We start from the raw sequence: 16,340 nt of genomic DNA, 5'->3' as shown, positions 1-16,340 counted from the left end.
GCGCAAGCGTCATGTGCCGGATCAGGTCTCGATCGCGGCGGAGACGATCCTGGCAGACATGAGCGGCCGATTGGTGACCTGGCGGCGCGGCACCAAAGGCCGGCTGCGGGCTCGCTTCTGTGCGCTGCGCGTCCGGATGGCCGATGGCCCGACCCAGCGGATCGGCGCGATGGGCAATCAGCATCTGCCCGGCGACGAGGTCTGGCTGGTGCGCGAGGAGCGAGGCTCGGGCGAGCGTAAATACTACCTCTCGAACCTGCCGGCCGAGGCAACGCTCAAGCAGCTGGCCGCAACGATCAAGGCGCGCTGGATCTGCGAGCAGGCGCACCAGCAGATGAAAGAGGAACTCGGCCTCGACCACTTCGAGGGCCGATCCTGGACCGGGCTGCATCGGCACGCGCTGATGACCATGATGGCCTATGCCTTCCTGCAATCCCGGCGCCTCGCAGCGGCGGGGCGGAAAAAAAAGAATCGCCTGCCCGCCGCCCCAGCCATCGATGCCGGCGATCCGCCAAGCCATCCTGGATCACCTCAGTCAGCCACCACCGCGGCGATGCCCGCACTGTGACGCCGTTCTCAATCTGCCACCCTGAAGTCAATCTGCCAAAGTAGTGCTAGGAGCGCCGCCCGCTGACCCTGGATGTCGAGCAGGAGCTTAAGAAATTTCGCCTCGTCTTTGGGGGACGGATCCAGCTTGCTGCCTAGCGCCGCGTGCTGCGACCACGTCTCTTGCTCGATGAGGTCCAAGCGGGCCAGAGCCTCGCCGCGGAACCGAGCGATAGTCCTGCCACCGCCTGTGATCTCCCACCGTGCATGCACACGATCCTGATATCGTTGGACGGTGCGTGTGCCGAGATCGAGCATAGCGCCAATGATGTCCGGTCGGGTAACCCCCTTCAGCATCAGCATCTCGACGCGCGAGGTGTGCTGCTCTTCGTGCAACGCTTTGTCGTCCTGGGCTGCAACCGTGGTCTCGGGCGGCCGATGCACACGCCGCATGGTCGCAGACACGGACTTTCCAGCCAGCACCCGGCGCGAAGGTTTCGGAACGGACCTTTTTTGCTGAGCGGCAGGCATTGGCTCTTTCCTCGACAGATCCGTCAGAGCCTTACACAACAAAGGGCCTGGAAATAAGCCTCCGTTCTCTAGTGGTATCTTTCGGTAGGGACCTCGTGACCTCTACCGTCCGTTCGGGTCTCTAGGTCGGCGGTATAGCCGAAGCTGACCCACTCGCCGCCGGTCATCTCAAGCATGTTGAAGGTCTGCCTCCAGCGAGCACCGAGTGCGCCGCCATAAGCCACCGATCCAACGAGGTGCTGGAGGTGCAGGTCCTTCGGGCCTCTCTTCGGGATGACGGACACGCACTCGAAGCTGAAGCTAGTGGTCGGCTGGAGTACCTTGCGACTGATCTGTCTCGTGCAGTTCTGGCCGAGGATGACTAGGCCTGCTTTCGAGATCGCGTCCAGCGCGGCAGCCACCGTGTCCTCTTCCACGATCGCGAACTCTGCCAGATGTATCACCGCAGCTCTGGTGCCCTGGTTCTGGATCGTTAGATTGACCGAGCTGTAACGTTTGCCCCCACGGGAGACATCGGGGTTGCTCGTCGCGGTGAACTCCAGGAACGGGTGATCGCTCTCGACCAACGCGGCCTGGGCGATGTCGGCCTGCCGGCGTGCCTGGACGTATGCACCTCCAGCGAACCCCGCCGCGCACAGCGTGGCGATCAGCGTGATGGTACCGACGATGCGCTCATGCCGGCGGTGCTTGGTCTCTTCGTCCGGCTGTGGTCCCTCTGCCAACGTCAATTCCTCTGCGGTTCGGTATTAGGGGCGACGCGTTTCCTGTAGCGTTCTAGGCGTCTGGGGGACTTGGCGGTGATGATGCGACCCGTCTGAAGATCGCCAACATGCTGGGGACTGCAAATGGCCAGCAACAGGTTCTCGTTCTCGTTTAGCCAATAGCGCATGATGTCGAAGTACCGCCGGATTGCAGGTCGCTTTGATCCTAGCGGTGGCAGCACTCTGTTTTGGTCTATCCGCCAGCGCGCCAGCACCGCAGCGAAGAAGTCTGGTATGCGGATGAGGTCATCGACCAGGTCGGACAGGCCGCGGTCCATGCGCCTGATATCCGTCCGGCCAACATATGGTATCAGCTTCCGACCAAACGTCTTCACCCAGATAGAGTGATAGTTGATGTACGTCATCGTGCCAAAGACGTCGTTGCAGTAACGTGTTTCTCCTTCATTGTCCGTGGCCCACCAAACCAATTCGACCGGTATGTTCGCCGTAAGCTTCGCTGTCACGAAGGCATTGAACAGCGAGAGGAGCAGAACGCGCTCCATCAGCGCCAGGCTAAAATCCTTTTTGCTGGCCTCGTTTTGGAGCATGCGCAGGTGCCGGAGGTTGTCCTCGCCAGTCCCATTCGCGGTAAGCTGCGCGACGGTTTGGGCCAGCGCCTCGCGGAACGCGGCTAGATCCTTCGTGCGATCCCCAGAGCGCAGAAAGTTGTCGGATTTCGAGACCAAGAACACGAAAACGAAGCATGTGTTTGTGGCCAGGAAGTGCTTCTGCTCCCACGTGATGCGCGCCGTGTGCTTGAAGTCGCGCGGGAAGCAGTCCCGCAGTGCTCTGCGCACCGCCTCGATACCGTCGATGGAGATGGGGTAGACGGCAAAGGCGTAGACGTCGTGATCAGTGCCGTCTGTGCCGGTGTTGTAATCGCTCGCCATCACCCACCGTTTTACCGTGAGGTGATGGCTCAGGAACTGGCGCAGCGCCTGCGCGCCGCCAGCGTCGAACGAGCTGTTCAGGTTGAAGACGTAGCGGGCGAAGTCGAAGGACATCAGATAGAGGCCCGATGTATGGGCTTCCGGACGTCGGGTGTGGCGACAGGGGCCGGGATGGCGGTGGTTGTCGCAGTTTTGCGCTTGAGGATGGCCGCTACCTGGCCCGAGGCCCACTCCCCACCGCGAGCTGTCCGGACACCACGGGCTGTCAGTGCCGCCGCGATCCCACGCAGGCTCGTGACCCCGCCGGCCTGTATGCTGGTGATGACTGGCAGGATGTTGAGCGCGAAGGTGTCCGCGATCTGGGCGTTGACGGACGCCCCGAGCTTTTGGGCCTCGCCGAGGTTCGTCCTATTGCCCAGGACCGCGCCGGCCGCCTTCTTCCGCTGGAGCGCATCCCGAGTGCGCGCGGCGATCAGAGCGCGCTCCTTCTGAGCAAGGGTGGCATAGAGGTGCAACAGGAATGGATCGCAATCGGCACCCAGCTCGGTGACGATGAAGGGCACGCGGTGGGTCATCAGGCCTGCGATGAAGGCCACGTCACGCGACAAGCGGTCCAGGCGGGAAACCAGCACTGGGCATTTGAGCTTGCGGGCCCTGGCGAGTGCAGCCGCAAGCTGCGGGCGGCGGTCGAGGGCGTCGGCTCCTTTGCTTGTCTCGATCTCCGTGAAACTCTGGACGATCTCGTAGCCTTCGGCGGCAGCGAACCGCTCGATGGTGTCTGTCTGTATGGACAAGCCGAGACCGCTGCGCCCTTGCCGGTCAGTAGAGACGCGCGTGTAGGCTACTACTGCCAGCATGGCTGCTGCCCTGCCTTGAGGTGATGAGTGGAGTGTAAAGGTGGTATTGAGTTTTGGCAGTCGAAATCGAAGGGCGATCGGCGGAATTTGACCCCCGGTGCAAAACCCCCGGCGATCGGCATGCTCACGCGTTGACCACTGAGCGCCCCCTGTCCTGGCCGGCGCACATGCGCATATGTGGAACGCCTATGAGCCAGCAGGACAGCAACACAATCCGTTTGGAGGGCCGTTACGGCAGCGCAGCCGATGAACCAGAACCTCTGACCCTGCGGTGCAATTTGGTCACGTACCGGGATGCGGCGTTCAAGGAGACGAAGGGTGCGGACGGCTCGGTCATGCGGTCGGTGGTCGAGCAGCCGTCGCTCATGGTCTCTGGCCTGCCTACCGGCTTCAACCCCGCGATGGGCGACTGGACCCATATCGTCTCTAGCCTGCTGCCGAACGGCGAGGGGGGAACTTCGCAGCGTCATGCCGCTGGGTAGCGACAGGGCGCGGTTCGTCATCAAGTTTGGGAGCTGACGGTGATCCGCTCCTGCGCTGGCCCTCTCGGAGATGCTCCGGGTAGTTGAAAGGGCTCGCAGTGCGTTGAGCATCAAGCGCGGTCAGATCCGGCTCGCGCTCGTACTCAGCACCGGAGGGCCGATGAGCCCGCAGGACGAAAACACCATCCGCCTGGAAGGGCGGTTCGTTGGTCGTGAGGACACCCCCTCTACCACCCTGAAATGCAGCGCGGTCGCATTTCGTGAGGCGGAGTACAGCACGCGGACAGGGGCGGATGGATCCGCCATGCGTTCGATGCTTGTGGAGCCCTCCCTGTTTGCGATCGGTGTGCCCTCGGATTTCGATCGGTACCGGAAGGGCGGCTGGACGCACATCGTCTGCTCCCAAATCCCAGGCGAGGAAGCCGAACTCCGGGGCGTCTTCCCAGTGGACGGCGATGGCGCACGCTTCACTATGCGGCTGGTTGGCTGAGCCTTTCGCACGGATGCTGCCTAGGCGTCTGGCCAAGTCCCCGAGAGCAGATCCGGAAGGATGATTTGGAACAGGTACGGTCGCAGCTTCGGAAGGATGGCGGCGCTGATCGAGAGACCGTGCTCCGGCTCGGATTTCTTGCCTTCGTAGTCACGGCTACTGAACGGCGGAGCCGGGTCGCGCCACGCGAGAGAGGGTATGAGGTAGAGGTCGGCCTCTGATCCCTCCGCGAGGCAGACGAGAGCGAGGAAGGTGCCTGTTCGAATTGGGAAGTGCCGCTTCGCCATGTAGACGTAACCGGGCTTTGCCGCACGGACAGTCTTCACCTGGATTTCGAGGAACCGTGGAGGGGCTTCCGGTGCGCTCGGTATCCTAACAAGCGCGTCAATCGCCCGGTCATCGACCTCTGGTGAGTAGACGTCCAGGCCCACTCGTACGAAGGCCATTTTTGCGAAATACTCGCCCCACTTACCGAGGCGCAGCTTATCGAGGTGCGCCCACGTTGGGGTGTCCATGGCCCCGCCTATTGGATCCATTCGGCCCGTCCCATGCACGAGTGAACAGCTTGCACCTAGTGGCCAAAACCTGACGCTTGGTAGCCGTGGCGAGGGTCTGCTTGCGACCCTTCTCCGAACTTCAGAAGATCCGCTTGCGGGCAGTCCGATCCAGTTCTCTGACCAATCCTGACCGAACGCGGCGAGAAGCCGTTTGCATCAGCGAAGCGACGTGGTTCTGCGGCTTGACCTAACCGCGTACGATCGGAAGACCATCCACTCGTCGGCAGCCCCCGGCCGCACGGGCTCCTGTGTACCCTTGATGAGCGCACCCTGGTGATCGTCCAAGAGGACGGGATCAGTGCTCAGCCTCCCGAGGTCTCCCAGCGCGCGTCAGGTCGCCTCCTGCAACAGCAGGTCGGTCGGCATCGATATCAGCACGCGCAGGCCTTCGGGTTCCCAGTGGTAGGTGATCTTGCCGCCGAGCTGGCCGCTGAGGCTGCGTTGGACCAGGGTCGAGCCGAACCCGGCATGTTCCGGCGGTCGTTCGATCGGCGGCCCGCCCCGCTCGCACCAGATCAGACTGATGCTCTTGTCGTAGCGGCGACAGCTCAGACTGACGGTGCCTGTATCATCGGACAGGGCGCCGTACTTGACCGCGTTCGTCGCTAGTTCGTGGATGATCAGCGCGAGGCTCGTCACCGCCGTGTCGCGGATCGGCACAACCGCCCCATCGAACAACCGGATACGGCGATGCGCACTGCCGACGCCGTCGTAAGGCATGAGTAAGGTACGCAGTAGTGCCTGCAGGGTCTGCGCGGGGCGCGGCGCTGCCTCATCCTGGGGCGACACGTGCAGGTACTCCAGCGCCCGACCAAGGCTGGTGAAACGATCCCGGAGCGTCCGTGCATACGGCTGAACTACCGGGATGGTGCGTGCCGACAGGGTGACGAGGCCGTTGACTAAGGCGAAGACATTCTTCAGCCGGTGGCTCAGCTCACGGTTGCACAGGTCGCGGTCAGTTTCCGCCTGAGCCAGAGCAGTGATGTCTCGCGAGACCGCGAGCAGGCCGATGGGATCCCCGTCATCGTCCAACATGCGCGAGAGCGTCACGTCCCAGTAGCGAGCTTCTCCGGAGAGGCCCGGGCGCCAATGGCTGAAGCGAGCGACGCCGGTCTCCCGCACGACTTTGAGCTCTTCGAGAACGGCCGCCCGCACCTCATCCGGCCAGGATAGGGCCCAGGGCTCGCCCTCGTTCTCGGCGGTATCGCTGCTGCGCAGCTGCTGCAGAGCGGTCGGGTTGGCGAACTGGAGATTACCTTGTGGGTCGAGCACCTCGATGCAATCCGCGCTCGCCTCAACGATGCACCGGCTCAGGGTCTCGACCGACCACAGGCCGCGCCGTACCGCCTCGATCGTGCTGGTATCGAACAGGCGGTGCTGTGGAGTTAACCGGCGCCGAGGTGAACCGTAGCCATTCGGGCCGGGGGACAGCACCAGAGAGAGACGATCCCACAGAGGTCCTGCTGTCATTGCCAGTTCCCGCGCCTTGGTCGCGCATGACGGAGTGTCAAGCTATCGCCAGGCTACGGAAACTGCGCTTTGTCCCGCGATCAAAAGATCATTGCGCGAACCTTTTACGGAAAATTAATCGCCGTTCCGATGGGGATCATCCAACTATTGTCGGTAAAACTCAGCGAAACCCGCTTTTTGATCGGGTGGGCATCTCCGGTCACTGCCATGGGTAGCACGCTGTAGCTGTGATGTCGCGAGCGCAGCGAGTTGCGCGAGCCTCCTTGCCCCTTCATCGCCTGCACGGCTTCTTCCGACCCGAGCACACTCAAACCCCGTCGCCCGGAATGGGTGGCGGGGTCTTTTACCGGGCGGATCATCAATCACAGGACAGGGCGCGGGCATCCGACGTCGTGCTCGCGGTGCCATCGGTGGATCGGCGAGGCTCGGTCCAGCGTTCCTCTGAGGGGCACCGTTCGAACGATTACCTCGTTCTCTCGCTCTCCGGGGCCGTCCGATGCAGCAAGCGCTGACGCGGAAGCTTGAGAGCTTCGAACCGCTGTCCGACCAGGCCCGTTGGGCCCTGAACGGGCTGACGCTCAAGGTGCGGCAGGTCGACGCGCGCCAGGATCTGATCCGAGAAGGCGACAAACCCGACAACGTCCTGCTGATCCTCGACGGCTTCGCCTGCCGCTACAAGGTGCTCCCGGACGGCCAGCGCCAGATCATGGCCCTCCTGGTGCCGGGCGATTTCTGCGACCTGAACGTGTTCATCCTCGACGAGATGGACCACAGCATCGGTACGATCTCTGCGTGTAAGGTCGTGGACATCCCCCGTCGGGCCATCGACGAGATCACAGCGCATCACACCAGCATCGCTCGTGCCTTCTGGTGGTGCTCCCTGGTCGATGGCGCCGTCCTGCGGGAATGGCTGGTAAACATGGGAGGGCGCGCTCCAGGCCAGCGCATCGCCCACCTTCTGTGCGAGCTACTCATGCGCCTGGAGGCGGTCGGGCGTGTCACCGACAACAGCTACGCGTTCCCGCTGACGCAGACCGAGATCGCCGAGACGATGGGCCTATCCGACGTGCACGTGAACCGGACGCTGCGGGAACTGCGCGCAGTCGGCCTGATCCACCTCAAACACCGGATGCTCACCATCCTCGATGTCGAGCGCCTGAAGGCCTTCTGTGGCTTCGCGCCGAATTATCTGCATCTGCGCAACACCCGCTGGAGCGAGCGCCGCGACCTGAGTTGGCCCGGCCGCGCCCAGGAGGGCTAGCCGATGTCCGAGCAGGGCAACGTCGAGACGCTGGTCGTGCTGCAGCCGATTGCGGTCGACACCGACAGCCCAGATTGGGACGGCATGCTGGTGATCGCGAACGGCCTGCTCGTTGCAGTTTTGGTCCGCCTCGACGAGCCCGAGCACGATGATCTCGGAAGCTGGTTTCTTGAGGTCGGGTTCGGCCGGCTGCAAGGGAAACGGGCTCCAACCTTCTTGAACCTAGAGGAGGCGACGCGCTGGCTGCGACGATGCCTAGCGCCGACCTGACATCGTCGGCGCTGCCCAGTGGTTGGGCGATACGAGCTTCTACGCCCTGCGAGAACGCGGTGCCCGAACTTTTTTCAAGCGTGAGGTACCTTCAAAAGATGAGCCAATCGCTAGTATCGCACGCCCCTTACGCCCTCGTCGTAGACGATGATGCGCTGATCCGTATGACCGCGATGGACATCCTAGAGGGGGCGGGGTTCCACACCTTCGAAGCCGCAGACGGCAACGCGGCCATGGCTCTGCTGGCTGATAAGCACGCCCTGATCGTTCTGCTGTTTACCGATGTGCAGATGCCTGGGTCTCGCAACGGCTTTGCCGTCGCCCGGGAAACGGCTGGCCTGTGGCCGCACATCGCGATCGTCGTCGCATCCGGGCAGGCTCGCCCTTGCTCCGGCGACTTGCCAGAGGGGGCACGCTTCCTCGGCAAGCCGTTCTCGGCTGAGATGGTCCGGGAGCATATCAAAGAGATCCTGCCGGACGGGCAAAAGCCCGAGCCGCTGCGCGATTAGTGGCTGAGTAAGCCATTTGCGATGCGATCCCTCAAGGGATGTAGGGCCAGCATTCAGACTGGCCCTTCTTGTTGTCGTATCGCCACGACCGCATTTCGGCAAAGCCGATTGGATGCACCCTACGGGCCAGGATGGCGTACCGAGGTAAGGTCCCCCTCTAGACGGCCAAGTTCCAGCTGCGGCGTTCCATCATGCAAGCCCTATTGGACAGCGCTTCCTTTCGTCCGCTTCGGGATGAAAGGCCAAAGTCCGGTTGCCACCCTTCTCGGGCCTTCCGGAGGTCTGCTTACCAGCAGATTGGTCGTCAGCTGGCGCTCGACGGCCATGGTGCCTCGGGTATTCTGCGTGCGTGGCATTCCTGCTCGGGGTCTGGGGGCGAGATACCCTTGTGTGCTTGTCGCCAGCGGAGGGTAGACCGCGATCCGGACCCGATCCGCTCGGCCAAGCCAAGCTGCACCAGTCCCATGCAGGCATCGAGAACTTCCGCATTGCACTGAGCGCGTGGAAGCCCAGACCTGATCTTGATGACGCTAGCGCTCACGAATTCATCGGTCAAAACTGAGAGAACTGCTCGCTCCGCAGCGCTGACCGGACGCATCGTGCAAACTTCCTCACACCCAAGTGCCTGAGCGCCTTGACGAGGATCTGTGACCTTCGCTTCCGGCACCCCTGGTTGAACGGGGCAGCTATCGTCCGCAGCCGGATGCTGAATGCCCAGATACGTGGCCGTGCAGGACGTAAGCGGCCCCGCACGGCCATCGGTAGAGCTTACTCCGCGAGTTCGCGCATGACTTTGATTAGGTCGGACTTGCCTTCGAAGCCGATGCCCGGCAGTTCCGGCATGACAATGTGGCCGTCCTCGACCCGCACCCCGTCCGGGAAGCCGCCGTAGGGCTGGAACAGGTCCGGGTAGCTCTCATTGCCGCCGAGCCCGAGGCCGGCTGCGATGTTGAGTGACATCTGGTGCCCGCCGTGCGGGATGCAGCGGGACGGTGACCAGCCAAACTGGTGCAGCACGTCCAGTGTCCGCAGGTACTCCACCAGCCCGTACGACAGGGCGCAGTCGAATTGCAGGTAGTCGCGGTCGGGGCGCATGCCGCCGTAGCGCAGGAGGTTGCGGGCATCCTGATGCGAGAACAGGTTCTCGCCGGTGGCCATCGGACCCGGATAGAACTCGGACAGCGCCGCCTGAAGCGCGTAGTCGAGCGGGTCGCCGACCTCCTCGTACCAGAACAGCGGGTACTCCCGCAGCATCTTGGCGTAGGCGATGCCGGTCTCCAGGTCGAAGCGGCCGTTCACGTCCACCGCGAGCTGCGCCTGGGAGCCGATCTCCTTCAGCACTTCCTCGATGCGGCGCTGATCCTCCTCGATCGGGGCGCCCCCGATCTTCATCTTCACGACGTTGTAGCCGCGGTCGAGGTAGCCGCGCATCTCGGCACGCAGGGCGCTGTAATCCTTGCCCGGGTAGTAGTAGCCGCCGGCCGCGTAGACGAAGACCCGCGGGTTCGCCTCGACACCCTTCTGCTCGGCGAGCAGGCGGAACAGCGGCTTGCCGGCGATCTTCGCGGTGGCGTCCCAGATCGCCATGTCGAGGGTGCCCACCGCCACAGAGCGCTCGCCGTGGCCGCCGGGCTTTTCGTTGGTCATCATCGCGGCCCACAGCTTGTGCGGGTTGAGGTTGTCGCCAGCGTCGTTGAGGACGCTCTTCGGATCGGCCTCCAGGATCCGGTCGCGGAACCGCTCGCGGATCAGGCCGCCCTGGCCGTAACGGCCGTTGGAGTTGAAGCCGTAGCCGACGACCCGGCGGCCGTCCCGCTCCACATCTGTGACGACAGCCACGAGGCTCGTGGTCATCTTGGTGAAGTCGATGTAGGCGTTGCGGATGGGCGATGAGATCGGCTTGGTGATCTCGCAAACGTCGACGATGCGCATGGGTGCACTCCTGGTGTTGAGCGGGGTGAGACGGTGTGAAAGGATTGGCTCTCCGGCGTCCGCCGGGGAGCCGTGGCCTACGGTGTGACCACCGTGGGACGAGGCAGGGCGTGACTGCTCCCAGGCTCGGGCGTGATCTCTTCCGCCGCGACGGCTGCTCGGTTGCGATAGGCGTCCTGTGCCTTCGTGGCGTCGAAGGCGCCTTCCCACTTCGCGATGGCGATGGTGGCGACGGCGTTGCCGATCAGGTTCGTCACCGCGCGGGCTTCATTCATGAAGCGATCGACGCCGAGCAGCAGCACGAGACCGGCGACAGGGACGGTGTGGATGCTGGACAGCGTCGCGGCCAGGGTGACGAACCCCGCACCGGCAACCCCGGCCGAGCCCTTTGAAGTCAGGAGCAGCACACCGAGGACAACCAGCTGATCGCCGATCCCGAGCGGAGTGTTGGTGGCCTGGGCGACGAAGATGGCCGCCATCGTCAGGTAGATGCAGGTGCCGTCCGCGTTGAAGGTGTAGCCGGTCGGCAGGACCAGCCCGACCACGGACTTCTCACAGCCGAGCCGCTCCAGCTTGACCATCATGCGCGGCATGACGGCTTCGGTGGAGCACGTCCCGAAGGTGATGAGGATCTCGTCCTTGAAGTAGCCGAGGACCTTGGTCAGCGAGAAGCCGGTCCAGGTGCAGACGGTGCCGAGCACGACCACCACGAAGAGGATCGAGGTGATGTAGACGCCGAGCATCAGGTAGGCGAGCGACCAGACCGTGCTAAATCCGTACTTGCTGATGGTGAAAGCGACACCTGCACCGGCACCGATCGGGGCGAGGCGCATGACCATCGCGACGATGCGAAACAGTGCGTCGAGCAGGCTGTCGATGACGACGACCACCGGCTTGCCGTACTCACCGGCCTGCACGAGAGCGACGCCCAGCAGCACCGAGATCAGGATGATCTGCAGCATGGCGCCCTTGGCGAACGCATCCACCATCGTCGTGGGGATGATGTCCATCAGGAAGCCGACGAAGCCGGGTTGCGCCTCGGCCGCCTTGGCATAGCCAGCGATGGCGCTGCCGTTGATGTGCGTGGCGTCGATGTTCATGCCGGCGCCGGGCTGCATGACGTTGACGACCACAAGGCCGATGACGAGCGCGAGGGTCGAGACGATCTCGAAATAGAGGAGCGCCCGCACACCGATGCGGCCGACCTCCTTCAGATTGCCCATCTTGGCCACGCCAATCACGATGGTGCCGAAGATCACCGGCGCGAGCAGCATCTTGATGAGCTTGATGAAGCCGTCGGCGAGCGGCTGCAGCGTAATGCCGACACCTGGCAGGAAGTACCCGACGAGAGCGCCCAGGATGATGGCGATGAAGACCTGGATGTATAGCCTGCTGAGCCATGTTTTCACGGCTTAATCCCTCCCATTGGTCGCTGCTTGAACAGCGAGACCAGTTTCTCCTCTTGCGGGAGTTTGCAGGGCGGCTATACGCCTGGACACCGTCGCGTGGCCAATGCCATGTTCGGTACGCCCTATGCGCAAACGGCACCGACATGGATCTGGACTGGCTCAAGGACTTCCTGGCCCTCGCGGAACAGAAGACCTTCTCGCGGGCCGCCGACGCTCGGAATGTGTCGCAGCCGGCCTTCGGCCGCCGCATCCGGGCGCTTGAGGATTGGATCGGCACGGCGCTGTTCGTGCGTGGGGCGTACGGCGCCGCGCTGACGCCGGCCGGCGCTCATTTCGAGCCGGCGGCGCAGGAGCTGGTGCGTAGCTTGGAGCGCGCCCGGCGTGGCACGCAGGCAGTTGGTGATCGGGATACGGCGACGCTTTCAATCGCGGCGACCCATGCCCTGTCGTTCACGTTCTTTCCGAGCTGGATACGCCCGCTGATGGGGTCCACAGTTCTAGGGACGCTCAACCTCATCTCGGACAGCATGGAAGCGTGCGAGCAGATAATGCTCTCTGGTGAGGTGCACTTCCTGCTCTGCCATTTTCATCCGGACGCGCCGGCGAAGTTCGAGCCCGACCGCTTCCAGAGCGTTCAGGTCGGTGATGATGTGCTCGTTCCGCTGTGCGCGCCTGGCGCGGACGGCCGCGGGACGTGGTCACTGCCGGGCTCCTCGACTGAGCCGGTTCCCTACCTCGCCTACAGTCAGGCTTCTGGCCTCGGCCGCATCTTGGCCGCCTGCAAAAGCAGGGAGTCGACCCACACCGTCACGAGCTTCACCTCGCATCTCGCTGCGACGCTGACGACGATGGCGCGAGAGGGGCATGGCATCGCCTGGCTACCGCAGACAGTGGCAGCGGATGATCAGGCACGTGGTCGGCTGGTACGTGCTGGGTCCGAGCGGTTCGACGTGCCCATCGAGATCAGGCTGTTCCGATCCCCTGAGTGCCGCAACCACGCAGCTGACGAACTCTGGGAGCACCTCTATAGCCGCGGTTGCGAGGTAGCGGCTTCGTAAGCCGCCCTTATGCGAATGGGCCACCGCGGCCGTAACGGTGGATGTCCGCTATGGAGGAACGTCCGCGGCTCCTTGGATGACCAATATGGGCGCAAAGCCGAAGGTCCACTTCTGGGCGTCGTCCCAACTTCTGCTGTCCACCCGTTGCGAACTTCACGGGTGGGTTATCTAGCGTCAGATTTCGACCACTAGGGTCCAACCGGTTCGCTTTCGCCGGCCCGGGCCAACGGAGCAGACGAAGCGAGCTCGGCGGCAACCGCATGCAATCGGGCGAGGTCGTTTTGCAGCTGTTGCCAGATCACGGGCGCCTTCTCCTTGAGGCGGTCCGCTCCGGTCCCAAGTCCATCGACGGGCACAACCACGATGCCACCCTTGCGGAGGCGGCCAACCAGGCGTTGAAACGCGGCCCGGCTCTCGGTGTAATAAGCGTCGAGATCATCGTCGCTGAAGAAAGCGTCGACGAGCTGACTGGGAGATCGCCTCGTCGGGATGCCGACCGCGTTCGGCTCACCCCGCATTTCGTCCGGCCGGCCGCGCAAGCCACGCCGCTCAAGATTGTCTGCGAACACATAGAGCCGATCTCGCTGCTCGCGGAGCATCATCCGCGTGACGCGCCCTCCCATGTAGATCGGCATTCCCGAGCGCCTCCTCCGTTCTCCCCTCGTTCGATAGGGGTTTTCATTCGTCTGCCACCCTTCATGGCTGGATGAAATGCGGGACGAGCTGCGAGGTGTCGTTGGAGATCGGCCCCGCACTCTCGCGCAGAATGATCCCGGCCGGCTCATCGCCGACCACCCAGGAGCCGATCACGACGCGCCGACCCTCGAAGTCCGGGATCGGCGCCAGGGCCTGCCGGACGTAGCCGCTGTCCGCGTAGGGGCCGCTTTCGGCGGCTGAGACTTGGCCGTCGGTGACGATCGTCACATTGGCGCCCTCGCGGCCGAGCAGCGGCTTACGAGCGAAACTCCTGCCCAGCTCGAACTTGCACGGGTCGTCCTCGAAGTAGGCCGGCAGCAGGTTCGGATGGTCCGGGTGGCGCTCCCAGAGTAGGGCCAGGATGCCCTTGTTGCTCAGCACCATCTTCCAGGCCGGCTCGATGAACGTGGTGCCGGTGGCGGCGATCGCTGGTCCAAAGCCATCGCGCAGCATCCACTCCCACGGGTAGAGCTTGAACAGCAGGTGCACCGGCGCGTCGCTCCTGTCGACGAAGGACGACCGGCCGCCTTCCTGGTGCAGGCCGATGTCCAACACGTCGATCAGGCGCACCTGAAGGCCGGCTTGGGCAGCGCAGTCGGCGAGGTAGCCGACGGTCCCGCGGTCCTCCGGAAACTCCGTCATGCAGGTCAGGTGCAGCACCTCGCCGACCCGGCTTCGGATCAGGCAGAGTTGGGCCACCAGGCGCTCGTGGACCGAGTTGAACTGGTCGGCGTCCGCCGGCAGCGCGCCGCTCGCGCGTAGGTCCTCCAGCCACCGCCACTGGAACACCGCGGTCTCGAACAGGGCAGTGGGGGTGTCGGCGTTGTACTCCAGCATCTTCGCTGGGCCGGCGCCGTCGTAGGCCAGGTCGAAGCGGCCGTAGAGGTGCGGCTCGCGGGCGCGGAAGCTGCGCGTCACCAGGGCGTGCGCCCAGTCCGGGATGCCGAGGCGAGCCATCAGCGCTGGGGTCTCGGAGATCTCGGCGGCGAGTTCTAGGCAGATCGCATGCAGCGCGGCGGTGGGCGCCTCTAGGTCCTCCTCGATCTGCGCCAGGGTGAAGCTGTAGGCAGCCGCCTCGTACCAGACCGCGTGCCCGTCCTCATCGATATGGAAGTCGAAGCCGCTCTCGTCGGCGAGTGCATGCCAGCCCGGCCGAGGCGTGAAGCTGTGGCGCCGCATCACGAACCTCCGCCGAACCTCGCCATAGCCCGTCCGATCGAGCCAAAGCCGCCGAACGACGTCGTGCCAGCCGGCGCTGCTGCGCGCACCGCGGGTCCGGCGGCGGCATAGGCATGGGCTGCCGGTGTCGCTGGTCCGTAAGACGAGCCGCCGCCGTGGAAGAACCAGAAGATCCCACCGCTGCCGTGGCCGCCCGAGGATGAAGCGTGCCCGGTGTTGGCCGCGGCGACTGGCGCCTGGGGGTCGTGGCACTCGGGCCGCGGGAAGTCCTCCGGACGGTCACAATGGGGCTTCGGGACCGGAAGGGCGAGGCTCTCGGCGAACTGCTGCGGCGTCGGCTGGGGTGGGGCTGACCGATCGTCCTCACACCCGGCGAGCGCCGTCGTGCCGAGGAGGACGAGGGTGACGTGGCGGGAGCGCTTCATGTTGCGGTTATCGTATCCGCGTGCCGCCCTCTTCACAAAGAATTCAGCCGCACCAGACCGACGTCAGTCGGGGCCGAATGCATGTGGGGCGGTAGGCCGTCCCAACATGGCACGGATGCCCTTCCGCCCGTCTTGCAAGCCATGAAGTAGCGCCACCGACTGCGGAAGGGCGGCTCTAGGCCGGCGTATCCCGTTAGTGCCCGCTTCGGCGACCTATGGCAGAACGGCCTCGTCTGTCATTATCTTTCCTAGTCGAGTAGCGCGCCACCGAAGCGGATATAGCGATCGTCATAAGCATAATCTTAATCGTTACTTGAGATCAGACAGCAGCGGTAAGGGAGCTGGTCTTGTTGTCGAACCTCACCATCCGGGCCCGTCCCATCGGGGCGTTATCCCTGCTGTTCGTGTTGACCGGTTGGCTCGGTGCCTTCTGCTATGCGAAGCTGCAGCAGTTGAGCGTTGCCACCGACAGCCTCGGCGGCAATACGCTACCTTCGGTCCGCATTCTCGGCCGACTCGGCGCCGACTTCGAGGCCCTTCGCAGCCGGCAGCTCGCTTACCTGGTCTCCAGTGCCGAGCGTCGACCACTGTCCCTGACGCGCCTGCGCGCAAGCCTGTCCGACGTTGCCAAGGATCTTGAGGAGTACGTGCCCTTCGTCAGTGCTGGCGAAGAAGCCCTGTGGAAGGCGGTTGCGACCACAGTTCCGGCTTATACGGCCATGACTGACGAGTATCTCAGGCACTTGGATGCTGGCGACGCCAAGGGTGCAAGCGACTACCTGTTGGACGGCATGCTGCCTCCCCTAAATGCCGCCCGCGCGGCGCTCAAGGCCGATGTCAGCTTCAATGAAGCCGCAGGAAAGCAGGAAGCCACTATAGCGGCCGAGCTTGGACGGAGCGGCCAGTTCGCGATCTTGGTCGTCCTCGGCCTGGTCGCTGCGATCACTCTCGCGGTCGGCTGGATGTCCGTGACCACGATCTCCGTCCCGATCCGCAGGATGGCGGGCGCGATGAGCA

20 protein-coding genes are annotated in these 16,340 nt (G+C 63.9%); 8 read left to right on the top strand and 12 right to left on the bottom strand.

Going from position 1 to position 16,340, the window contains the following annotated elements; translation table 11 throughout:
• Positions 1-568: transposase (locus MKK67_RS15235; RefSeq protein WP_243965895.1), on the top strand; the 568-nt coding region annotated here is incomplete at its 5' end.
• Between the two features lie 8 nt (positions 569-576).
• On the opposite strand, the gene MKK67_RS15230 is transcribed toward MKK67_RS15235, so the two are convergent.
• The 4 genes from MKK67_RS15230 to MKK67_RS15215 all read right to left on the bottom strand — a co-directional run bounded on the left by MKK67_RS15230 (position 577) and on the right by MKK67_RS15215 (position 3,585).
• Positions 577-1,011 carry a hypothetical protein gene (locus MKK67_RS15230; RefSeq protein WP_243965894.1) on the bottom strand — a complete coding sequence of 145 codons (435 nt, stop codon included), beginning with the start codon at positions 1,009-1,011 and terminating at the stop codon, positions 577-579.
• Between the two features lie 134 nt (positions 1,012-1,145).
• Entirely contained in the window at positions 1,146-1,799 is a 654-nt protein-coding gene (locus MKK67_RS15225) for a hypothetical protein (protein ID WP_243965893.1), read from the bottom strand.
• Between the two features lie 2 nt (positions 1,800-1,801).
• Positions 1,802-2,842, bottom strand: coding sequence for a hypothetical protein (locus MKK67_RS15220; protein WP_243965892.1), 1,041 nt, complete (start codon positions 2,840-2,842; stop codon positions 1,802-1,804).
• Positions 2,842-3,585 carry a recombinase family protein gene (locus tag MKK67_RS15215; protein ID WP_243965891.1) on the bottom strand — a complete coding sequence of 248 codons (744 nt, stop codon included), beginning with the start codon at positions 3,583-3,585 and terminating at the stop codon, positions 2,842-2,844. Before MKK67_RS15215 ends, MKK67_RS15220 begins: the two co-directional genes overlap by 1 nt.
• Before the next feature lie 188 nt (positions 3,586-3,773).
• Between MKK67_RS15215 and MKK67_RS15210 the strand changes: the two genes are divergently transcribed.
• Positions 3,774-4,067, top strand: coding sequence for a hypothetical protein (locus MKK67_RS15210; RefSeq protein ID WP_243965889.1), 294 nt, complete (start codon positions 3,774-3,776; stop codon positions 4,065-4,067).
• Positions 4,068-4,227: 160 nt separating this feature from the next.
• The gene (locus MKK67_RS15205) at positions 4,228-4,557 is read left to right on the top strand and encodes a hypothetical protein (protein WP_243965887.1); all 330 of its coding nucleotides are present in this window, start codon (positions 4,228-4,230) and stop codon (positions 4,555-4,557) included.
• A 20-nt stretch (positions 4,558-4,577) separates the two neighbouring features.
• On the opposite strand, the gene MKK67_RS15200 is transcribed toward MKK67_RS15205, so the two are convergent.
• From MKK67_RS15200 to MKK67_RS15190, 3 genes are all read right to left on the bottom strand, one after another.
• On the bottom strand, positions 4,578-5,072 hold the full coding sequence (locus MKK67_RS15200; protein WP_243965886.1) for a hypothetical protein: 495 nt from the start codon (positions 5,070-5,072) through the stop codon (positions 4,578-4,580).
• Positions 5,073-5,444: 372 nt separating this feature from the next.
• The gene (locus MKK67_RS15195; RefSeq protein WP_243965885.1) at positions 5,445-6,584 is read right to left on the bottom strand and encodes a PAS domain-containing protein; all 1,140 of its coding nucleotides are present in this window, start codon (positions 6,582-6,584) and stop codon (positions 5,445-5,447) included.
• Positions 6,585-6,688: 104 nt separating this feature from the next.
• On the bottom strand, positions 6,689-6,943 hold the full coding sequence (locus MKK67_RS15190; protein WP_243965884.1) for a hypothetical protein: 255 nt from the start codon (positions 6,941-6,943) through the stop codon (positions 6,689-6,691).
• Between the two features lie 137 nt (positions 6,944-7,080).
• Here MKK67_RS15190 and MKK67_RS15185 point away from each other — a divergent pair, with 137 nt between their 5' ends.
• The 3 genes from MKK67_RS15185 (at position 7,081) to MKK67_RS15175 (ending at position 8,624) form a co-directional block, all read left to right on the top strand.
• Positions 7,081-7,845, top strand: coding sequence for a Crp/Fnr family transcriptional regulator (locus MKK67_RS15185; protein WP_243965883.1), 765 nt, complete (start codon positions 7,081-7,083; stop codon positions 7,843-7,845).
• 3 nt (positions 7,846-7,848) lie between these two features.
• Positions 7,849-8,115, top strand: coding sequence for a hypothetical protein (locus MKK67_RS15180; RefSeq protein ID WP_243965882.1), 267 nt, complete (start codon positions 7,849-7,851; stop codon positions 8,113-8,115).
• Between the two features lie 98 nt (positions 8,116-8,213).
• Positions 8,214-8,624 carry a response regulator gene (locus tag MKK67_RS15175; protein ID WP_243965880.1) on the top strand — a complete coding sequence of 137 codons (411 nt, stop codon included), beginning with the start codon at positions 8,214-8,216 and terminating at the stop codon, positions 8,622-8,624.
• Positions 8,625-9,392: 768 nt separating this feature from the next.
• Here MKK67_RS15175 and MKK67_RS15170 read toward each other — a convergent pair.
• Together MKK67_RS15170 and dctA are read right to left on the bottom strand one after the other, a co-directional pair.
• Positions 9,393-10,556: a mandelate racemase/muconate lactonizing enzyme family protein gene (locus tag MKK67_RS15170; RefSeq protein WP_243965878.1), complete on the bottom strand. Its 1,164-nt coding sequence runs from the start codon at positions 10,554-10,556 to the stop codon at positions 9,393-9,395.
• 77 nt (positions 10,557-10,633) lie between these two features.
• A complete protein-coding gene (gene dctA, locus MKK67_RS15165) occupies positions 10,634-11,965 on the bottom strand; it encodes a C4-dicarboxylate transporter DctA (protein ID WP_243965876.1) in 1,332 nt (443 codons plus the stop codon).
• A gap of 143 nt (positions 11,966-12,108) precedes the next feature.
• Between dctA and MKK67_RS15160 the strand changes: the two genes are divergently transcribed.
• The gene (locus tag MKK67_RS15160; RefSeq protein WP_243965875.1) at positions 12,109-13,023 is read left to right on the top strand and encodes a LysR family transcriptional regulator; all 915 of its coding nucleotides are present in this window, start codon (positions 12,109-12,111) and stop codon (positions 13,021-13,023) included.
• A 188-nt stretch (positions 13,024-13,211) separates the two neighbouring features.
• Here MKK67_RS15160 and MKK67_RS15155 read toward each other — a convergent pair whose 3' ends face one another.
• The 3 genes from MKK67_RS15155 to MKK67_RS15145 all read right to left on the bottom strand — a co-directional run bounded on the left by MKK67_RS15155 (position 13,212) and on the right by MKK67_RS15145 (position 15,323).
• Complete coding sequence (locus MKK67_RS15155; protein WP_243965874.1) at positions 13,212-13,658, bottom strand: hypothetical protein; 447 nt, start codon at positions 13,656-13,658, stop codon at positions 13,212-13,214.
• Positions 13,659-13,719: 61 nt separating this feature from the next.
• Positions 13,720-14,898, bottom strand: a complete 1,179-nt coding sequence (locus MKK67_RS15150) for a glutathionylspermidine synthase family protein (protein ID WP_243965873.1) — start codon at positions 14,896-14,898, stop codon at positions 13,720-13,722.
• On the bottom strand, positions 14,898-15,323 hold the full coding sequence (locus MKK67_RS15145) for a hypothetical protein (RefSeq protein WP_243965872.1): 426 nt from the start codon (positions 15,321-15,323) through the stop codon (positions 14,898-14,900). Before MKK67_RS15145 ends, MKK67_RS15150 begins: the two co-directional genes overlap by 1 nt.
• A gap of 350 nt (positions 15,324-15,673) precedes the next feature.
• Here MKK67_RS15145 and MKK67_RS15140 point away from each other — a divergent pair.
• Positions 15,674-16,340, top strand: a 667-nt coding sequence (locus tag MKK67_RS15140; RefSeq protein WP_243965871.1) for an MCP four helix bundle domain-containing protein, incomplete at its 3' end; no start/stop codon positions are given.

The organism is Methylobacterium sp. J-072 (assembly GCF_022829425.1).
In the GTDB taxonomy this organism is placed as follows: Bacteria; Pseudomonadota; Alphaproteobacteria; order Rhizobiales; family Beijerinckiaceae; genus Methylobacterium.
This window is presented reverse-complemented; position numbering and strand designations above follow the sequence as displayed.